Annotated in this window: 11 protein-coding genes; 3 read left to right on the forward strand and 8 right to left on the reverse strand. The window is 72.3% G+C overall.

Annotated elements, in window-relative coordinates:
• The gene (locus tag ACZ55A_RS02355; protein ID WP_468834558.1) at positions 1-6759 is read right to left on the reverse strand and encodes an SDR family oxidoreductase; all 6759 of its coding nucleotides are present in this window, start codon (positions 6757-6759) and stop codon (positions 1-3) included.
• Positions 6760-7483: 724 nt separating this feature from the next.
• Between ACZ55A_RS02355 and ACZ55A_RS02360 the strand changes: the two genes are divergently transcribed.
• Complete coding sequence (locus ACZ55A_RS02360; RefSeq protein ID WP_468831896.1) at positions 7484-8512, forward strand: ATP-binding cassette domain-containing protein; 1029 nt, start codon at positions 7484-7486, stop codon at positions 8510-8512.
• Positions 8509-9339: an ABC transporter permease gene (locus ACZ55A_RS02365; RefSeq protein ID WP_468831898.1), complete on the forward strand. Its 831-nt coding sequence runs from the start codon at positions 8509-8511 to the stop codon at positions 9337-9339. The genes ACZ55A_RS02360 and ACZ55A_RS02365 overlap by 4 nt, the downstream gene beginning before the upstream one ends.
• Before the next feature lie 60 nt (positions 9340-9399).
• Here the strand turns inward: ACZ55A_RS02365 and ACZ55A_RS02370 are convergent, their stop codons facing one another.
• Entirely contained in the window at positions 9400-12885 is a 3486-nt protein-coding gene (locus ACZ55A_RS02370; RefSeq protein ID WP_468831900.1) for an AfsR/SARP family transcriptional regulator, read from the reverse strand.
• Positions 12886-13093: 208 nt separating this feature from the next.
• On the opposite strand from ACZ55A_RS02370, the gene ACZ55A_RS02375 reads away from it, so the two are divergent.
• A complete protein-coding gene (locus ACZ55A_RS02375) occupies positions 13094-13900 on the forward strand; it encodes a site-2 protease family protein (RefSeq protein WP_468831902.1) in 807 nt (268 codons plus the stop codon).
• A 34-nt stretch (positions 13901-13934) separates the two neighbouring features.
• Here ACZ55A_RS02375 and ACZ55A_RS02380 read toward each other — a convergent pair whose 3' ends face one another.
• The 6 genes from ACZ55A_RS02380 to ACZ55A_RS02405 form a co-directional block, all read right to left on the reverse strand.
• The gene (locus ACZ55A_RS02380; RefSeq protein ID WP_468831904.1) at positions 13935-14126 is read right to left on the reverse strand and encodes a hypothetical protein; all 192 of its coding nucleotides are present in this window, start codon (positions 14124-14126) and stop codon (positions 13935-13937) included.
• A gap of 110 nt (positions 14127-14236) precedes the next feature.
• A complete protein-coding gene (npdG, locus tag ACZ55A_RS02385) occupies positions 14237-14968 on the reverse strand; it encodes an NADPH-dependent F420 reductase (protein WP_468831906.1) in 732 nt (243 codons plus the stop codon).
• 71 nt (positions 14969-15039) lie between these two features.
• The gene (locus ACZ55A_RS02390) at positions 15040-15942 is read right to left on the reverse strand and encodes a carbohydrate ABC transporter permease (protein ID WP_468831908.1); all 903 of its coding nucleotides are present in this window, start codon (positions 15940-15942) and stop codon (positions 15040-15042) included.
• Positions 15939-16919 carry a carbohydrate ABC transporter permease gene (locus ACZ55A_RS02395; protein WP_468831910.1) on the reverse strand — a complete coding sequence of 327 codons (981 nt, stop codon included), beginning with the start codon at positions 16917-16919 and terminating at the stop codon, positions 15939-15941. Before ACZ55A_RS02395 ends, ACZ55A_RS02390 begins: the two co-directional genes overlap by 4 nt.
• Positions 16916-18250, reverse strand: coding sequence for an ABC transporter substrate-binding protein (locus tag ACZ55A_RS02400; RefSeq protein ID WP_468831912.1), 1335 nt, complete (start codon positions 18248-18250; stop codon positions 16916-16918). Before ACZ55A_RS02400 ends, ACZ55A_RS02395 begins: the two co-directional genes overlap by 4 nt.
• Entirely contained in the window at positions 18247-19431 is a 1185-nt protein-coding gene (locus ACZ55A_RS02405; protein WP_468831914.1) for a sialidase family protein, read from the reverse strand. Before ACZ55A_RS02405 ends, ACZ55A_RS02400 begins: the two co-directional genes overlap by 4 nt.
• Positions 19432-19571 lie beyond the last annotated feature (140 nt).

Genomic DNA, 19571 nt, shown 5'->3' on the forward strand with positions numbered 1-19571 from the left:
TCACCAACCCGATGCCGTGTAGATCACGGCATCAGCCGATTCCTCGCCCCAGGCGAGTTCCCGCAGCAGGCAGAGCGTGCCCTCCTCGGGGTCGATCAGCCTGACGCCCCGGCGGGCGTACTCCCGGGCGAGCTCCGGGGTCACCATTCCGTTGTGCTCACCGGTGGGCGCCCAGGGTCCCCAGTGGACCGTCAGTGCCCGGCGGCCGGACCGTGCGGCCCACCGGCTGCCCAGGCTCTGGAGAGCGTCGTTCGCTGCCGCGTAGTCCACCTGTCCCCGGTTCCCCAGGGCGGCCGAGATGCTGCCGAAGAGCACGGTGAACCCGGGCCCGTTGGGCAGGTCCTCCACCGCCTCCAGCAGGAAGCGGGCCCCGTCGACCTTGGTGTTGAACACCCGCCGGAAGGACGTGATGTCCTTCTCGGCCAGGATCCGGTCCTCGATCACCCCGGCGGCGTAGACGATGCCGTCCAGCCGGTTGTGCTCCGCGTGGACCTCCTTCACCAGCCGGTGCACCGCTTCGGCGTCCCGCATGTCCACGGAGTGGTACCGCACCGTACTGCCGAGACCGCGCAGTTGCTCGATCGTGGCCCTGACCTCCCGCTGCGCCAGGATCTGCGTGACGGTGCGCTCGATCTCGGCCGGGGAGCGGGTGCCCTGCGCGGCGAGGGCAGCCGTCAGGGCCGCGCGGTCGGTCGCCGAACGCGTGGCCGGGTCCTCCGGGCCGCTGGGCAGGACGGTCCGGCCGGCCAGCTCGATCCGGCAGCGGCCGGCCGCCGCCAGTGTCGCGGCGAACCGCGCGGTGATGCCCCGCGCCCCGCCCACCAGCAGCACCACCGCGTCGCGGTCCAGTCCGATCGCCTCGGCCTCGGCCGCGCCGTCGCCGGCCGGTCCGGCGCCCCTGCCGCCCAGCGCGCCCAGGCCGGTGGCGACCATGTCGAGGCCGTACCGCTCACCGGACGACCGGAGCACGACCGGGGCGTGGTCGGACGACAGCAGCTCGCCGACCAGCGCGGTCGCCGTGTCCGTCGCCGGGGCGTCCGGGTCGGTCTCGACCACCCTGGCGACCGTGTCCGGGTACTCCCGGGCGATGGTCCGGAACATGCCGCGCAGTCCGTCCGCGCGCCCTTCGGACGAGGGGGCACCGCTGACGGAGGCGGCCGGGGCGGCTGCGATCAGCCACCGGAGGCCGCGGGCCAAGGCGGCCTGGAACACCGGGAAGCCCTCGGGCAGGAGCGAACCCTCGGCCTCGGCCAGCGCCTCCAGATGAACGACGCCGTCCCACGGCCCGTCCTCATCGGTGAGCAGATGCCCCGGGTCGCGGACGACCGGCTCCGCGCCGTGTGCAGCGAGCTGCTCGGACAAGCTCTCGGCCACAGGGCTGTGGCCACCGAGCAGTGCGATCCTCCGTCCCGCCAGAGCGGTGCCACTTCCCGTCGGCTCCGGAAGGGCGGTCTTCTGCAGCACCAGCCGGGTGGGCGCCTCGCCGGTCACGGACACGGGGGCCGGACGCTCGACCGGTGCCGAGGGGCGCGCGGGCTCCGGGCCCTGCTGCTCAGGGCGTTCCTCGTCGCGGCTGCCCTGGCCGGGGCCGCGGAGCCGCGCGGTCAGCAGGTCCGTGATGCCGGCGGCGGTGCGGGCCTGGGACAGCACATCCAGCTCCGCGTCGTCGAGCTGGGGGGTGCCCGACCCGTCCTGGGCACCGCCGCAGAGGCGCGCGGCCAGCTCACCGACGATCTCGATCCGCTTGATCGAGTCGATGCTGAGGTCGGCCTCCAGGTCGAGATCGGGTTCGATCATGTCCACCGGGTAGCCGGTCCGTTCGCTGACGATGTCCAGGACGGTCCGCAGCACATCCGCCTCGGTGGCCGCTTCTGGCGCGTCGGCCGTCTGCGCGTCTTCCGGTGACGGAGGCGTGGCCACGGGCTCAGCAGAAAGGAGTTCGGCGGGCGCGGACGGGACCGCGGCGGCCGGCAGGCCCGGTGCGGCCCCGAAGTAGGTGAGCAGCACATCGCGCTGCGCGGCGACGATCTCCCGGCTGGTGCGCAGGAATTCGGAGACCATCCGGTCCCGGTGGGCGACGGCGTCGCCGTGGTCTGCCTTGGTCACAGATATCTCCCGTATGCGTCGGGCCGGGGTGAGTGAACCGGGCAGCGGACTGCCGTCGGTGGTGCGCACCAGCTGCCCGTTGACGGTCCAGCGAGGTCGTTGGGGTGCGGTCGCCTGGCTCAGGTCGGTGGCGTCGCGCCCCTGGAACATCCAGCCGGTGCGCACCCGCACACCGGCGACGGCGAGTTGGGCGAGCGCAGCGAGAAAACCGCGCAGCCCTTGGCTGTTCGGTGTCTCGCAGGTCACCGTGGAGTGCGGGCGGTCGCCGAGGATCGCGGACACCAGAGAGGTGAGCACCGAGCCGGGGCCGACGGCGACGAAGAGGCGGGCGCCCGCCCGGTACATCTCCTCGATCTGCTCGACGAACCGCACCGGCGCGCCGATCTGGGCGGCCAGCTCGGCGCGCACGTCCTCGGGTCGTCCCGCATAGACGGCGGCCCTGCGGTTGGACCAGACCGGCACCTCCGGCTCGCGCACCGGGCGGTCCGCGAGCGCCTCGGCGAACCGCTCACCGGCGTCGGCGACGACCGGGCTGTGGAAGGCGCAGGCCACCGGGATCGCCTTGGCGCTGTAGCCGTTCTCGCGCAGCCGCTGCACCGCGGTCCCGACGGCCTCGGAGGGCCCGGAGATGACGGTCTGTTCGGGCGCGTTGTGGTTCGCGAGGACGACGTGGTCCGCCAGGCCGGCGGTGCGCAACTGCGCGGCGACCTGTTCGGCGCCGGCCGAGACAGCGGCCATGGCACCCGGATCCTCACCGGCGGCGGACAGGATCGCCTCCGCCCGCGCGGCACTCAGCTCCAGCAGGGTCGCGGGGTCGAACGCCCCCGCGGCGCACAGCGCGACCAGTTCGCCGTAGCTGTGCCCGGCCACCATGTCCGGGGTCACTCCGGACCGGAGGAGCATCCGGTGCACGGCCAGTTCGACGATGCCCAGCGCGGGCTGGGCGACCCTGGTGTCGGTGATCCGGGCCCGCTGTTCGGCCGCAACGGCGGGGTCGAAGGCGGTCGGCGGGTAGAGGACGTCGGCCCACTCCCGGCCGAGCTGAAGGTACTGCTGGGCGTCGGGGAAGGCCACGAACAACTCAGCGAGCATGTCCGGCCGTTGACTTCCCTGACCGGGGAAGAGGAACGCCACGTTCGCTCCGGCCCCGGGGCCGTCGGCCTGGCCGTCCGCTCCGGCGGCGAAGACCCCCGCCGACGGATCGTGCTCGCCCGCGAGCGCCCGCCGCAGCAGCCCGGCGAGCTCGTCCAGGTCAGCGGCCACGACGGCCGACTGCGCGGGTTGTTCGGAGGTGTCGCTGCGGCGGGCTGCGGTCATCGCGAAGTCGCGCAGCCGCCAGGGCCTGCCGTGGTCGTCGTTCGTCCCGAGCAGCTTCAGCAACTGCTCGATCGCCCGGTTGGCGTCCTCGCGGTCGGCGCCGCGGAAGACGAACAGCTCCGCCGGCCATGCGTCGAGGCCGTGCACCGGCGGCGGGGCCCCGTCGTGGGCGCGCAGCACGACGTGGAAGTTGGTGCCGCCGAAGCCGAAGGCGCTGACCCCGGCGACCCGTTCGGCCGGCGGTGCCGCCCAGGGCCGCGCCGAGGTGTGGAACACGAACGGGCTGGTGCCCTCCTGCCAGGCCGGGTTGGGCCGCTCCAGGTGGGCCGTGGGCGGTTTGACCCCGGTGTGCAGCGCCATGGCGGTCTTGATCAGACCGGCCAGCCCGGCAGCGCACTTGGTGTGCCCGATCTGCGACTTCACCGACCCGAGCGCACAGCTGCCCGGTGCGGCTCCGGCCTCGGTGAACAGTTCGGTGAGGGCGCCCAGTTCGGTGCGGTCACCGATCACGGTCCCGGTGCCGTGGGCCTCCACCAGGCCGACCTCCGCGGGCGATATCCCCGCGTTGCGGTACGCGCGTTCCAGCGCGGCGCGTTGTCCCTCCGGGCGGGGTGCGGTCAGGCCGAGGCCCTTGCCGTCGCTGGCGGTGCCGACGCCCTTGATCACGGCGTAGATCCGGTCGCCGTCCCGCTGCGCGTCGGTCAGCCGCTTGAGCACGACGCAGGCGACCCCCTCGCCGAGGGCTATGCCGTCCGCGGCACTGTCGAAGGTGCGGGAGCGGCCGGTCGGCGACAGCGCGTGCACCGAGGAGAAGAGGAGATAGTCGTTGATCCCGTTGTGCAGGTCGGCGCCGCCGCACACGACGAGGTCGCTGGTGCCGCCGGACAGTTCCTTGCACGCCACGTCCACCGCGGCCAGTGACGAGGCGCAGGCCGCGTCCACGGTGTAGTTCGCGCCCCGCAGGTCGAGCCGGTTGGCGATCCGGCCGGAGATGACGTTGGCCAGCATCCCGGGGAAGGAGTCCTCGGTGAGCCTGGGCAGCTGTGCGTCCAGCTCGGGCGGCAGCTCTCCAAGGTAGGCCGGCAGAAGGGTGCGCAGGGTGGCCGCGTTGGACAGGTCGCTGCCCGCCTCGGCCCCGAAGACGACCGAGGCCCTGGAGCGGTCGAACGTCCGCCCCCTGCCTGCGGCGGAGGCACCGCCGTCGTAGCCGGCGTCCTCCAGTGCCTGCCGGGCGGCCTCAAGTGCCAGCAGCTGCACGGGCTCGATGCTGCCCAGCGAGGACGGCGGGATCCCGTAGCGCAGCGGGTCGAAGGGGATGTCCGGCAGGAAGCCGCCCCACTTCGACTCCGTGTGCGCGTCGTCCGCCTCGGGCGCGTAGTAGACCGCCGGGTCCCACCGCTCGGTGGGCACTTCGGTGACGGCGTCGACTCCCGCGACCACGTTCGCCCAGTAGCTCGCCAGGTCCGGGGCGTCCGGGAACATGCAGGACATCCCGACCACGGCGATGTCCAGGGGAGCCGGGGGCTCGGCATGGTCACCGGGCGGGGTGATCCCGAGCCGGTCGCGCACCCGCTCGGCGCGCTCGGTGAAGAAGCCGGCGGCGGTGGTGCTCACCGACGCGTGCAGCGCGGGGATCGTGGTGACCTGGGACCGTAGCGCGGCCACATCGCCGGCCATGAACATGCCCTCGGCGAGCTGTCGGTCCTCATCGACGTCGACCAGGTCCGCACCGGTCCGTTCGACGCCTTTGCTGGCGATCCTCAGCCGGCCGACATTGAGCCGTTCCAGCTCCTCCCACGCCTGCCGGTCGGGTACCCCGCGGGACCGCAGCTCTTCCTTGATGGCCAGGTAGCTCTCGGTGAAGGGGCTGGAGACACAGCGCGTCGCGTGTCCGGGCGCGGTCTCCAGCAGTTCGGTGTGCCGCGCTGCCAGGACCTGCCGCTGGAAGAGGGGCTGCACCGCCCCGCAGCTCACCGCCTCCTCGGTGAACAGGTACGCGGTGCCCATCAGCACACCGACGGCGACTCCACGGGCGGTCAGCGGAGCGGCGAGCGCGGCGACCATCGCCGAGGACCGCGCATCGTGGATGCCCCCGGCGAACAGCACCCTGAGCTGACCGGGATCGGCGCCCTCGGTCGTGTCGAGGAACTCGGTGAGGACCGCGATCTGGGCCTCCCACAGCACGAAGCTGCTCCTCGGCCCGACGTGGCCGCCGCACTCGGAGCCCTCGAAGACGAACTTGCGGGCACCGGCGCCCAGGAACTGCTTGAGCAGGCCGGGCGAGGGCACATGCAGAAACGTCTCGATGCCGGCTTCCTCGAGCGCCGACGCCTGCGAGGGCCGGCCGCCGGCGATGATGGCCCAGGGCGGCTGGAACTCCCGGATGATCTCGAGCTGTGCCGCCTTGGTGTCCTCGGGAGCGAAGCCGAGCACACCGACACCCCACGGCCGGCCGTCCAGCGCGGAGCGGGTCCGGTCCAGCAGGGTCCGCGTCTGCTCCGGACCGGCGAGCGCCAGCGCCACGAACGGCAACCCGCCGCCCTCGGCGACCGCCGCGGCGAACTGCGCCTGGTCACTGACCCTCGTCATCGGCCCCTGCGCGACGGGCAGAGGGGTCCCCAGTGCCCTGCTCATCGGCGATTCAGGGCGTAGCGCGTGCGACGGCGCGTCGTCGCGCACTGCATCGAGGACGGCTTCGGTGACCGCGCGGACCGCCCCGCCGACGTCGCCCCACTGCTCCGCGAAATGGGAGGCCAGGAAGCCGTCCTGCCCGACGGGGAGCAGCTGGACCCGCAGGTCCCTGACCCCGAGCAGGCCGGCCACGTCCGCCGCATCGTCCGGGAGCGGCGGCACATCCGGCCCCCGGCGACGCAGCACCCGGTACCCGGCCGCCACGACCGTCTCCGAACCGTCCATGGTCCGTACCGCCGCGGCCACATCCTCCGGCAGCGCGGACTCTTCGAGCAGCGCCAACTGGGTGTCCAGTACGACTCCCGCCGCCCCACCGACCACGGCGGCGGCAGCGGTGCGCGGCCCGATTCCGCCGCAGGCCCATAGGGGCAGGGCCAACTCGGCCTCCGCCACCAGTTGCTGGAGCAGTACGAACGTACTCAGGTCACCGATCCGCCCGCCGCTCTCCTGACCGCGGGCGACCAGGCCGTGGGCGCCGGCACGGGCGGCCCTGAGCGCCTCCTCCCGGCTGGTGACCTCGACCAGAACCCGGGCGTCCGCCGGCAGATCGCCCGGCTGCAAGGGCGAGTCCGCGCCGAGCAGCACCGTGTGCACGCCCCCGCCCTCCACCAGGTCGGCTCCGGTGAGGGCGCACCCGGCGGCCATCCGCACCCCGAACGGCCCCGGCACCCACCGCCGGACCAGCGCCAGTGCTTCCCTGGCCCGGCTGTCTCCCGCCCCGAGGTCGAGCACACCCAGCCCGCCTGCCCGGCAGACCGCTGCGACGATTCTCGGATCGGGTTCACCGAACGGACTGATGCCCAGGACAGGTTCAGTCACTGGTGCAGTTATCACAGGTACTCCGAAGAAATCGTTCGCTCAGTGGGGGGTTACGAAGGCGCACGCTTGATGGCGTGGGCGAACCCACACGCGTGCGACTCGGTGGCAGTCAGCCTCATCGGGGAGCGACATGGCGTCAACGATCACTGGCGAAGACTGTGGTGCGCGGCGGTCCGCGTTGCGGTAGCCACGAGAATTAGGCCGCGGACGACCACGAGACCTGTGGCTGTGCGACGCCCCCGCTGTCGAGGCGCTCCGGCCTTCCGGGGCAGGTCGGCCGGGATCGGTGCCGGCAGGAACCCCCCATTCCGGAACGGAACACCTCTTTACCTTGCGCCCTGTGGCCGCCTGTGCGTGTAAGAGCCACGGAATGGAGCGCTCCTCAACGAGCGGACCGTTTCGGTCGCTTCGTCCTGTCTGCTCCCCAAGAGCCCATGGGGACACGGCAGTCGGTGAGGTGGGTCGGTGTCGGTCCGCTGTCGGCCCGTATCGGTCGCGCTGTCGGTGGCCTGTCGGTGCCTTGTCGGTGGCGGCTGGCACCTTTGAGGGCATGACGCGACAGACGATAACCACCAAGGGCGGCAACGCCGTGGAGGTGCGCGGTCTGGTCAAGCACTTCGGCGACGTCAAGGCCGTCGACGGGGTGGACCTGGACGTGAAGGAAGGCACCGTACTCGGTGTGCTCGGCCCCAACGGAGCCGGCAAGACGACGCTCGTACGCTGCCTGTCCACCCTCCTGGTGCCGGACGCCGGCCGCGCCGTGGTGGCCGGCTACGACGTGGTGCGCCAGCCCCGCGCACTGCGCCGCACGATCGGCCTGACCGGGCAGTACGCCTCGGTCGACGAAAAGCTCTCCGGCTGGGAGAACCTCTACATGATCGGGCGGCTGCTCGATCTGTCCCGCAAGGAGGCCCGCGGCCGGGCGGACGAGATGCTGGAGCGGTTCTCGCTGACCGAGGCCGCCAAGCGCCCCGCGGCCAAGTACTCCGGCGGTATGCGCCGCCGGCTGGACCTCGCCGCCTCGATGATCGGCCGGCCGGCCGTGCTCTATCTGGACGAGCCGACCACGGGCCTGGACCCCCGCACCCGCAACGAGGTGTGGGAGGAGGTGCAGCGGATGGTGCGCGAGGGCGCGACGGTGCTGCTGACGACCCAGTACATGGAAGAGGCCGAGCAGTTGGCGAACGAGCTGACGGTGATCGACCGCGGCCGGGTGATCGCCGAGGGCCGGGTCGACGAGCTGAAGGCCAAGGTCGGCGGGCGGACGCTCCAGATCCGTCCTTCGGACCCCGGCGAGCTGGGCCGGATGGCCGACGCCATCGCGCAGGCCGGACTGGACGGCATCGCGGGGGCCACCGCTGACCACGACGGGGGTGTGGTCAACGTACCGATCATCAGCGATGAGCAGCTGACCGCGGTGGTCGGTGTACTCGGCGGCCAGGGCTTTGCGCTCGCCGGGATCAGCACCCATCTGCCCAGTCTGGACGAGGTGTTCCTGGCCATCACCGGCCAGAAGACCTCCGAGGCCGACACATCCGAGGACGACATGGACCAGCAGTACGCGGAGGTATCGGCATGAGTTCCGCGACGATGACGGCGCCGCTCGTCAAACCCGGTGCGGACGAGGGCCGGATCGGCCTGCGCGCCAACCTGCGGCACATCGGCGCACTGGTGCGGCGCAACGCCCTCCAGATCAAGCAGGACCCGGAGTCGATGTTCGACGTCCTGCTGATGCCGATCATCTTCACCCTGCTGTTCGTGTACGTCTTCGGCGGCGCGATCGCAGGCAAGGGCCGGCAGGACGACTACGTCCAGGACCTGGTGCCCGGCATGATGGCGATGCTGGCGATGAACATCTCCATGGCGGTGGGCACGGGCGTCAACGAGGACTTCCGCAAGGGCGTGATGGACCGGTTCCGGACGATGCCCATCGCCCGGTCCTCGGTCCTGATAGCCAAGATCACCGTCGAACTCGGCCGGATGCTGATCGCCACCGCGATCCTGCTCGGCATGGGCTTCCTGCTCGGCATGGAGGTCCGCGGCAGCATTCCGGAGTTCTTCGGCGCGGTCCTGCTGTGCACACTCTTCAGCACCGCACTGATGTGGATCTTCATCCTGCTGGGGCTCGCCATGAAGACCCCTCAGGCCGTGCAGGGCATCGCGATGCTGGTGATGATGCCGCTCGAGTTCGGCTCGTCGATCTTCGCCCCGACGAGGACGATGCCCGGCTGGCTGGAGGGCTTCGCCAATGTCAACCCGCTCTCCAATCTGGCGGACGCGTCCCGCGCGCTGATCAAGGGCCATGGCGCGGTGGCCCATCCGACGCTGGTCACTCTCGGCTGGGCGGTCGCCATCACGGCCGTCACGATGCCGCTCGCGGTGTCGAAGTTCCGCAAGAAGGCCTGACAGACCTGACGCGCGTCCTACGGGGGCCTTCCCCGCAGGACGGCCTTCGCCCGGCTCGCGTCAGATGAGGGCGGTGGCCTCCTCCAGGGAGAGGCCACCGCCTTCGGCGTAGCCCGCTTCGAAGGCGGCATCGCCCAGCAGCTCCCGCACCGCCGCCTCCGCACGGGCCCGGTCGTCACGCACGATCAGCGTCGGGACGTGGGTGGTGACCCGCAGGGCGTCGTACGCGCCCACCAGGCGCGCCGGGTCCCGGCCTGCCGCCGCACCGCGTTCGGCCACCAACACCCGGGCGCCGGTGAGGAGTTGGATCACCGGAAGGTCAGGGGCGATCATCTGGGTGAGCGAGTCCTGCAACAGCTCCAGGGACGCCCGGAACCTCGGCAGCAGCCCCTCGCTGCGGCCCTCCTCCAGGTCCACGGAGACCAGCGCGGACTCCAGCAGCCCCACGTACATATCGGGGGCACGCGAGGTGAACAGCTCCCGTACGGCATGCAGTTCGCCGCGGGCCTCGTCCAGGCGGCCCGTCATCAACAGCCGGACGGCGAGGGTCATCCGGGCGAACGGCTCGGTGTCCCGGCCGCTGTTGCCCTTCGCGGACTCGGCCAGGACCTCGCGCAGCATCCGCTCGCCGGCCTCCCCCTGGCCGTCCTCGATCAGCACGGCGCCCAGCCGGCAGCGCAGCAGCAGGGTCTGGCCGTGCGCGCCCAGCTGCTCGGCGTGCACCATCGCCGCCCGGTAGTCGGCGGCCGCGAGCTCATACGCCCCGCGCTTCTCATGGGCTTCGCCGCGCCCCGCCAGTGCCTCGGCCGCGCCCCAGGCGTCACCGAGCCGGAGGAAGATCCGCAGCGCCTCATCGGCGTCACGGGCCGCCTGCGCGAGCCCGCCGGCACGGTCGTTGAGGACCTTGGAGCGCAGTTGCAGGATGTACGCCAGCTCCCAGTCGTAGCCGAAGTCGCGGCAGGCGCGCACCGCGCCGTCGATCAGCTCCGCCAGCTCGTCGAACTGCCCGGTGAGCAGCACCGCGTAGTACCACATGGCCCCGGGCACCTTGCAGGTCTGCGGCATGCCGGGGTGGTACGCGGCGAGGATGCCGGCCAGTTCCTCCTGCATGTCCGGGTGGCGCAGCGCCTCGATGTCGCTGTCCATGCTGGAGAGCGCCACCAGTCGGACCTCGCGGCGGGCCTCCGCCAGCTGCTCGTCGGCCAGCGGCGGCGGCCGGTCGATGGGCCGCTCGTGCAGCTCGGGGGCCGGTTCGACCGGTGTCAGAAAGGGGTTGGGGCCGAGCGCCGCGACCGCGGCGGCCCAGTGCCGGGCATCGCTGCGGTGGTCGCGCAGCGACCAGAACCACTGCAACGACAGCACCAGGCAGAGCCCCTCATGCTCGTCCCCGGCGGTGACGGCGCGGCGCAGCGCGGTGCGCAGATTGTCGTGCTCCAGCTCCAGCCGCTCCATGCCCCTGCGCTGGCCGGGGCCGCGCAGCAACGGGTCGGTGGTACGGGCCAGTTCGCGGTAGGCGACGAGATGGCGGCGCTCGGTGCCGGCCCGCTCCCCCGCCTCGTCCAGCCGCTCGCCGGCGTACTCCCCCACCGTCTCCAGCAGCCGGTAGCGCATCTGCCCGTCCGGCGCCGGGGCCGCCACCACCAGCGACTTGTCGATCAGCGAGCCGAGCAGCCCGGCCACCTCGCGCCCGTCGACACCGTCGCCCGCGCACACCTCTTCCGCGGCGGCCAGATCGCAGCCGCCCGCGAAGACGGACAGCCGCCGCAGTACCGCCCGTTCGGGCTCGTCGGTCAGGTCCCAGGACCAGTCGACCACCGCGCGCAGCGTCTGCTGGCGGGGCAGCACGGTGCGGCTGCCGCTGGTCAGCAGCCGGAAGCGGTCGTCGAGGCGGTCGGCCAGCTGCCGTGGGGAGAGCAACCGCAGCCGGGCGGCGGCGAGTTCGATGGCGAGCGGCAGCCCGTCCAGCCGGCGGCAGATCTCGGTGCAGGCCGCTGCGGTCTCCTCGTCGGCCTCGACCCGGAAGCCGGGGCGGGCGGCGGCCCCGCGGTCGGCGAGCAGCCGCAGCGCAACGGGGTCGGGCAGCGGCTCGACCGGCCGCAGCACCTCGCCCGGTACGGCCAGCGGCTCCCGGCTGGTGGCCAGCACCGTCACACCGGGGCAGTCGGCCAGCAGCCGCTCGGCGAGCTCGGCGGCGGCGCCGATCACATGCTCGCAGTTGTCGAGGACCAGCAGCATCCGGCGCCCCGCGCAGTGCTCGGCGAGCCGGGCGAGCGGGTCCAGTGCGGTGGGGTCGGCGGCGGCCCGCAGTCCGTCGGCGGTGGTACCGCGGACCACGGTCTCGCGGGCGCCCAGTGCGGTCAGCACCGCCTCGGGCACGGTCTGCGGATCGTCCACCGGCGCCAGTTCGGCCAGCCATACGCCGTGCGGCCAGGCGTCGGGGAGGGCGGCCGCGGCGCTCTCCGCGCCCTCCTGCGACAGCCGGGTCTTCCCGGCGCCGCCGGGGCCCAGCAGCGTCACCAGCCGGTGCTCGGCCACATCGGCGCGGATCGCCGCCAGTTCGTTCTCCCGCCCGACGAAGGAGGTGAGCCGGGCGCGGAGGTTGCCGCGCCGGGCGGGGGCGAGGGTGGTGCCGTCGGGGCGGTAGGCGGTGCCGGTGCCGTACGAGGTCCCGTACGGGGTGCCGGGGCCGTACGAGGTCGGGTACGGGGTGCCGAAGGGCGGCCGTTGCTGCGGCAGTTGCGGTTGCTCGGGCAGGTATTGCGGTTGCTGCGGCAGGTGTTGTGGTTGGTGATGCAGGTGTTGCGGTTGCCGGGGCACGTGGGGCTGGTCCGGACGTAGCAACTCCGTGTGCAGGGCGCGCAGTTCCGGGCCGGGGTCGGCGCCGAGGCGGTCGGCGAGGCCGGTGCGTATCTCCTCGTACGCCGCCAGCGCCTCCGCCGTACGCCCCGCGGCACGCAACGCCCGTAGGCGGAGGGCCTGGAGGGGTTCGTCGAGGGGGTGGACCTGGCACAGCGCGAGGAGGGCCGGCAGCGCCCGGTCGGGCCGGCCGAGGGCGAGGTCGGCGGCGAAGCGGGTGCGCTGGGCGTCCAGCCGGCGGCTCTCGGCGCGGGCCGCCTCCACCCGCGCGTCCGGGAGGTCGGCGAGCGCCGGACCGCGCCAGAGCGCCAGCGCCTCGTCGAGCAGCAGGGCGGCGCCGGCCGGATCGGCGTCGGCCAGCGCCCGGCCGCCGTCCGCCGCAAGCCGCTCGAAGCGGTGCAGATCGACGGCCTCGGGTGCGGCGCACAGCCGGTAGCCGCCGTCGGCCGAGGCGATCGCGGCATGGCCCAGGGCCCGCCGCAGCCGGCCGACCAGCGCTTGCAGCGCACCGGCCGCGTCGGCGGGCGGGTCCATGCCCCAGACCTCGGCGATCAGCACCTCCGCGGGCTGCGCCCGGCCAGGGCGCAGCGCCAGGGCGGTGAGCAGCGCGCGCAGGCGCGCGCCGCCGAGGGCGATGGGGGTGCCGTCGGCCCGGCCGGCCTGGGTGGTGCCGAGAATTCCGTAGCGCACCGGCCCATTGTCCTGGAAAGGGAGCACCCGTTCGCCACCGAGTTCCGGTTTCGGGGGCACCCGTGCGCGGGCCGGCCCGGCGCGGTTACGGTCGTGGCTGCCCCACCCGAGCCCCATCAGCAGCACACCCGACGAGACCGCCCGCCGAGAACACCTCCGGGTACCCACGACACCTACCCACCACGAGCACCCCCGGGAGCCCCGCACCATGACCACAGCAATCCGGCGCGCCGACCGCCGTATCAGCCCGGTCTTCCTCGCGCTCGTCGCCGTCCTGGCGGTGTCCGGGTGGGCCGTATGGAGCGGGACGCTCGCGGCCGGCACCGGCTTCGCGGTGTTCCTGTTCGTGGTGTCCGGCTGGGTGGTCTCGCTGTGTCTGCACGAGTACGCGCACGCCCGCACCGCACTGCACAGCGGCGACATCTCGGTGGAGGCCAAGGGCTACCTCACCCTGAACCCGCTCAAGTACACCCACGCCCTGCTCAGCATCGTGCTGCCGGTGATCTTTGTGATCCTGGGCGGGATCGGGCTGCCGGGCGGTGCGGTGTTCATCGAGCGGGGCCGGATCCAGGGCCGCTGGCGGCACAGTCTGATCTCGGCGGCCGGGCCGCTGACGAACATCGTCTTCGCGGCGGTGTGCACGGCGCCGTTCTGGCTGGACGGGCTGGCGGGCGTACCGCAGACCTTCCGCTTCGCGCTGGCGTTCCTCGCGCTGCTCCAGGTGACCGCCGCCATCCTGAACTTCGTCCCGGTGCCGGGACTCGACGGCTACGGCGTGATCGAGCCGTGGCTGTCGCTGAAGCTGCGGCGGCAGGTGGAGCCGTTCGCGCCGTTCGGACTGCTGGCGGTCTTCGGGCTGCTGTGGGTGCCCGAGATCAACCAGGTCTTCTTCGACCTGGTCCAGACGATCCTGCGCGGGCTCGGCGTCTCCGCGTTCGACACCTACTTCGGCCAGGAATTCTTCCGCTTCTGGCAGGGCGAGCCGCAGGTCCCCCAGATCGGCGGGCTGATCTAGTCAGCGGGCCGGGCCGGTGAGCGGCCCGGCCCGGTCAGCCGGCCGCCCCGGCGCGCTGTGCCCGCTCCACCTTGGCCTTGCGCACGTAGAACCACGCCATGTTGCTGGAGATGCCCGCCATCAGGACCCAGACGATCCCGACGAAGCTGCCCTCCACGAACGAGACAACGGCGGCGGCAACGGCGAGGACGCACAGGGCAAGGGCCATCAGAGCGAGTCGGGGCATGGGGTCGGCTCCTGGGTGAGGGATCGGGCAATCCCTCCCAGTGTCCCCCATGCCCCGGCGACGACGGCACGCCCCACCCGCCCGGCAAGGCGGCACCGCGCGGGGAACCGTCAGACGTCCGTGACCCGCAGGCCGGCGTGCGCCTTGTAGCGCCGGTTGACCGAGATCAGGTTGGCGACCAGCGACTCGACCTGGTGGGCATTGCGCAGCCGGCCCGCGAAGACACCGCGCATCCCAGGGATCCGGGCGGCCAGCGCCTGCACCAGATCGGTGTCGGCGCGGGACTCGCCCAGCACCATCACATCGGTGTCGATCTGCTCGATCGCGGGGTCCTGGAGCAGTACCGCGGACAGATGGTGGAAGGCGGCGGTGACCCGGGACTCCGGCAGCAGGGCGGCGGCCTGCTCGGCGGCGCTGCCCTCCTCCGGCTTCAGCGCGTAGGCGCCCTTCCTGTCGAAGCCGAGCGGGTTGACGCAGTCGATGACGAGCTTGCCGGCCAGCGGCTCGCGCAGCGCCTCCAGCGTCTTGGCGTGACCGTCCCAGGGCACGGCCACGATCACCACATCGCTGCGCCGGGCGCATGCGGCGTTCTCGGCGCCCTCGATGCCCAGGCCGAGCTCGGCGGCGGCGGTCCGGGCGCGCTCCTCGGCCCGGGAGCCGATGATCACCTTCTGGCCTGCCTTGGCGAGCCGGTAAGCCAGGCCGCGGCCCTGGTCGCCGGTGCCGCCGAGGACGCCGACCACCAGGCCGGTGACGTCCGGGAGGTCCCAGGGGTCGCGCTGGAGGGCGGCCTTCGCACGGGTCGCGGCGTTCGGGGACTGCGCATCGTCGGAAGTAGTCATGACAGCGATCCTGTCACGCCGGTACGGCGCAGCACGTGGCGGTCACCCGCACCGCTAGGCCTCCGTGCCGGTCAGGACTTGACGCTGCCCTCCGTCAGGCCGGTCCGCCAGTAGCGCTGGAGCACGGTCATCAGCACCATCAGCGGCACCACCGACAGGAACGCGCCGCCCACCGTGTACTGGTACAGCACCGGCTGGCGGTCCGCGTAGCCGGTCCAGGACGTCAGGCCCAGCTGGATCGGGTAGAGGTCGGAGTCCGAGAGCATCACCAGCGGCAGGAAGTAGTTGTTCCAGATGTGGACGAACTGGAACAGAAAGACGGTGACCAGCGCGGGGGTCATCAGCCGCAGCCCGAGCGCGCCGAAGATCCGGGCCTCGCCCGCACCGTCGATCCGGGCCGCCTCCAGGAGTGAGTCGGGCACGGCGGCGGCCGCGTAGATCCGGCAGAGGTAGACGCCGAAGGGGCTGACCACGCTGGGGATCAGCACCGCCGCGTACGTGTTGGACAGGCCCATCGAGCTGAAGAGGAAGTAGAGCGGGAGGGCGAGCGCGGTGCCCGGGATCAGTACGCCGGCGAGGACGACGTTGAAGAGCGCCTCCCGCCCGCGGAACGGGAATTTGGCCAGCGCATACCCGGCAGCGGCGGACAGCAGGGTGGCGCAGACCGCGCCGATGCCCGCGTAGAGCAGGGAGTTGGCGAACCAGCGGGCGTAGATGCCGTGGTCGTGGCGGAGGACGTCGGCGAGGTGGTCGAGGAGGTGCGGATGGTCGGAGAACCAGAAGCCGAAGGTGCCGAAGAGGTCGGCGCTGTTCTTGGTGGCGGAGACGAGCAGCCAGTAGACGGGCACCAGGAAGTAGAGCGCGGCGACGGCCAGCAGCGAGGCGGTGATGATCCGGTAGCGGACCGGCGGCAGGGTGGTACGGGCCCGCGCCGGGGGCCGTCTCGTCCGGGCGCGGACCGGGGGCCGGGTCATCGGCGCTCCTTCGCGCGCCCGCCGACCAGCCGCAGAAAGCCGAAGGACAGCACACACGCCACCAGCGCGAGCAGCACCGCCTCGGCCGCCGCCACATGCTGGTTGTTGCCGACGAACGCCTCGCTGTAGGCGTGCAGGTTGGGGGTGAAACCGGAGTCGATGGAGGAGGCGAGCGGGCGCAGCACCATCGGCTCGGCGAACAGCTGGAGGGTGCCGATGATGCTGAAGACGGTGGTGAGGACGAGCGCGGGCCGGATGAGCGGGAGCTTGATGTGCCGGGCCACCTGCCAGGCGCTCGCGCCGTCGATCCGCGCCGCCTCGTACAGCTCGCCCGGCACGGCCTTGAGCTGGGCGATCAGCACCAGCATGTTGTAGCCGGTGAACTGCCAGGTGACGATGTTGGCGATGGCCCACAGCACGGTGCCGCGGGAGAGGAAGTCCACGTCCCAGCCGACCGCGTCGGCGATCTTCACCAGCGGGCTGATGCCGGGGACGTAGAGGAACCCCCACAGGATCGAGGCGATCACGCCGGGCACGCCGTACGGCAGGAAGAAGGCGCTGCGGAAGAAGGTGATGCCGCGCGCGCTCGCGCTCTCCAGGAGCAGCGCGAGGACGGTGGCGAGCACGATCATCAGCGGGATCTGTACGGCGCCGAAGAGCAGCACCCGGCCGAAGCCGGTCAGGAACCGGTCGTCGGAGAGCGCATGGGCGTAGTTGTCCAGCCCCGCGAACGCCTCGTGCTCATGGCCGCCGAGGCCGAGCGGGCCGGTGCGTTCGGTCCGGTGCAGGCTCTGGTGGACGGCGTAGACGATCGGGGCGACGAAGCAGAGGCCGAAGACGGTGAGGAAGGGCAGGACGAAGACGGCCGCGGCACGGGCGTTACGGGCCTCGGTGCGCGAGATCCGGCGCGGGCGGCGCTGCGGGGTGCGCCGCCGCTCGGTGACCGGCTCCGGCCGGCTCAGGGTGTCCCGGCTCACCCGCCGCTCTCCACCTTCAGGCCCTTGCCCTTGAGGTCCGCGAGGGTCTGGCCCTGCACCTTCTTCAGCACGGAGCGGAAGGAGCTGCCGTCGGCGAGCGCGTCGGTGAAGGCGTCGCCGAGCCGCTGGTAGAGGGTGTCCACGCCGGGACCCCACCGCCAGCTGGTGTCGACGTGGGCGCCGGCGTCCGCGAAGATCTTGCTGTACGCCTGACCTCCGAAGAAGGGCTTGTCGACGTCGAGGTCGGCGGTGGCATAGCCCTTCTTGGCGCTGGGGAAGCCGTAGCCGCCGTCGATCAGCAGCGCGATCGACTCGGGGGCGGTGTTGAGCCAGACCGCGAACTCCAGCGCGTCCTTGGGGTAGCTCGCCTTGGCGAAGACCGCGGTGGTCGAGCCGCCCCAGTTGGCGAAGGTCTGCGCACCGGCCTTCCACTGGGGCAGCGGTGCGGCCCGCCACTTGCCCTTGGTGCCCGGCGCATTGCCGACCAGCAGCGCATCGCCCCAACTGGCGCCCACCCAGGCGGCGATGGCGCCGGTCTGGAGGTCCTTGTACCAGGCGTTCTGGCGGTCCGGGATGGTCTTGACGAGCTTCTGTCTGACGAGGCTTTCCCAGTAGTCGGCGACCTTGCGGGTGGGCTCGTCGTCGATGGAGATGACCCAGGTGTCCCCGTTGGTCGCGTACCACTTGGCGCCGGCCTGCCAGGCGAGGCCGGAGAAGCGGTTGCCGTTGGTGGGGGCGAAGGTCTCGATCCAGGCGCCCTTCTTACGGATGGCCTTGGCCGCGGCCTCGTACTCGTCCCACGTCCCAGGTGTCTTCACCCCCCATCTGTCGAAGAGGTCCTGACGGACGAACAGACCCATCGGCCCGGACGCCTGCGGGATGGCGTAGATGCCCTTGCCGAAGACGGACTGCTGCCACTGCCAGCCGAAGAACTTGCCCTTGTGGCGGGCGGCGCCGAGCGGGGCGAGGTCGAGCAGGCCGTTGTCGAGCAGAAAGCTGGGGACGACCGGGAATTCGATCTGGCCGAGGTCGGGCGGGTTGCCGGCCTTGATGGCGGCGTGCATCTTCGCGTACTGCTCGCCGTTGACCGCCGACACCTTCTCGACCTTGACCTGCACCTCGGGGTTCTTGCGGTTCCACAGGTCGACGGGCTTGTCGATACCCGGCACCCAGGACCAGAAGGTCAGGTGGATCCGCTGCCCCTTCTTGCGCTCCTTGGGCGCCGGTCCTTCGCCGTCCCCGCCGTCGCCGCAGCCGGCGAGGGCCAAGCCGGCGGCGAGGGCGGCCGCCCCGCCCAGGACCGTTCTGCGGTGCATGGGGTTGCTGGTCATCTCGGCTCCTCCACGGGGATGCGGCGGAAGGTGATCGTCGAATACGCGCTGAAGTCGCCCGTCTCGTAGAGCAGTCCGACGCTGTCGCGGCCCAGGCGTACGAGGTCGGAGTAGCCGGCCGGGAGCCCGCTGACGGTGTGCGCGGTGCGCCAGGTCAGACCGCCGTCCCGGCTGGCGCGGACGGCGAGCAGGGCGCGGGCGGCCGGGTGGGAGGGACCGGCGAAGAGCAGGGTGCCGCCGGTGCCCCCGCACGCTCCGCCGGCGCGGTCATGGCCGTCATCGTGGTCCTGGCCGTGGTCTTGATCGTGGCCTTGCTCGTAATCGTGGTCGTGGTCGTCCAGGTGCAGGGTGCTGCCCTGGCAGACCGGGCCGGCGAGCCCGGCCTGCGGGCGGAAGGGGGTCAGCAGGCTGTCGCCGCCGTCGGCCGAGAGCGCGTCGGCGCGGTGCCAGGCCGCGGCGGCTTCGTTACGGGCGTTCAGATAGACGCGGCCGTCGGGGAGTTCCGCGGCGGTGGTCTCGTTCGGGGCGACGGTGCGGTCGGTGTCGCCGCCGGTGTAGCCGATCCGCCAGGTCGCGCCGTCGTCGTCGCTGAGCAGGGCGTGGCCGCCGTTGTAGCGGGGCTCGATACCGGAGTCCGCGGGGTCGGTGGGCGGGGTGGAGTGGTTGGCGGGGACCAGCAACCGCCCGGCGTACGGGCCCCGGCGCAGCCGTAACGCATGCCCGGGCCCGGTCGCGTACCACCGCCACTGCGGCAGCTTGGCCTGGTCGGTGATCTCGCGGGGCGCGCTCCAGCTCGCGCCGTCGTCATCGCTGTGCTGGAGCCAGACCCGGCGGGCGTCGGCGGGTGGGACCTGGCCGCGGCGGATGCGGTCCTCGGTGGCGTCGGCGGCGCTGTGGACCTGGAGGAGCAGCATCCGGCCGCCGGCGAGCACGACCGGGGCGGGGTTGCCGGCGGTGCCGTTGCCGTTACGGGCGACAACCTGGAGCGGGCCCCAGCTGCGGCCGCCGTCCAGGGAACGCTTGAGCACGAGGTCGATGGCGCCCCAGTCGGCGGCCGAGGAGACCCGGCCCTCGGCGAAGGCGAGCACCGCCCCGGAGCGCGCCCGGACCACGGCGGGGATCCGGAAGCTCGTGTACCCCTCGGTCCCGGCCCGGTACGGCACTGAGCTCTCGTACGCCATGGGTCACCCCCAATGGGCAAGGACGTAGGATGTCCCTTGTCCTGCGGCGACCATAGGGAGTGCCCAACTGGCCGTCAAGGCACCGCACATGGAGCCTTTCCGTGTCGGCAACGACACCACCGACACCGGGTAAAATTCCG

The organism is Streptomyces sp. NPDC034111, from assembly GCF_055575375.1.

Coding starts and splice junctions, on each gene's coding strand:
- ACZ55A_RS02355 (WP_468834558.1), bottom strand. CDS start 6,759: ATGGCCGCCGGGTGCGCCCTCACCGGAGCCGACCTGGTGGAGGGCGGG.
- ACZ55A_RS02360 (WP_468831896.1), top strand. CDS start 7,484: ATGACGCGACAGACGATAACCACCAAGGGCGGCAACGCCGTGGAGGTG.
- ACZ55A_RS02365 (WP_468831898.1), top strand. CDS start 8,509: ATGAGTTCCGCGACGATGACGGCGCCGCTCGTCAAACCCGGTGCGGAC.
- ACZ55A_RS02375 (WP_468831902.1), top strand. CDS start 13,094: ATGACCACAGCAATCCGGCGCGCCGACCGCCGTATCAGCCCGGTCTTC.
- ACZ55A_RS02380 (WP_468831904.1), bottom strand. CDS start 14,126: ATGCCCCGACTCGCTCTGATGGCCCTTGCCCTGTGCGTCCTCGCCGTT.
- npdG (WP_468831906.1), bottom strand. CDS start 14,968: ATGACTACTTCCGACGATGCGCAGTCCCCGAACGCCGCGACCCGTGCG.
- ACZ55A_RS02390 (WP_468831908.1), bottom strand. CDS start 15,942: ATGACCCGGCCCCCGGTCCGCGCCCGGACGAGACGGCCCCCGGCGCGG.
- ACZ55A_RS02400 (WP_468831912.1), bottom strand. CDS start 18,250: ATGACCAGCAACCCCATGCACCGCAGAACGGTCCTGGGCGGGGCGGCC.
- ACZ55A_RS02405 (WP_468831914.1), bottom strand. CDS start 19,431: ATGGCGTACGAGAGCTCAGTGCCGTACCGGGCCGGGACCGAGGGGTAC.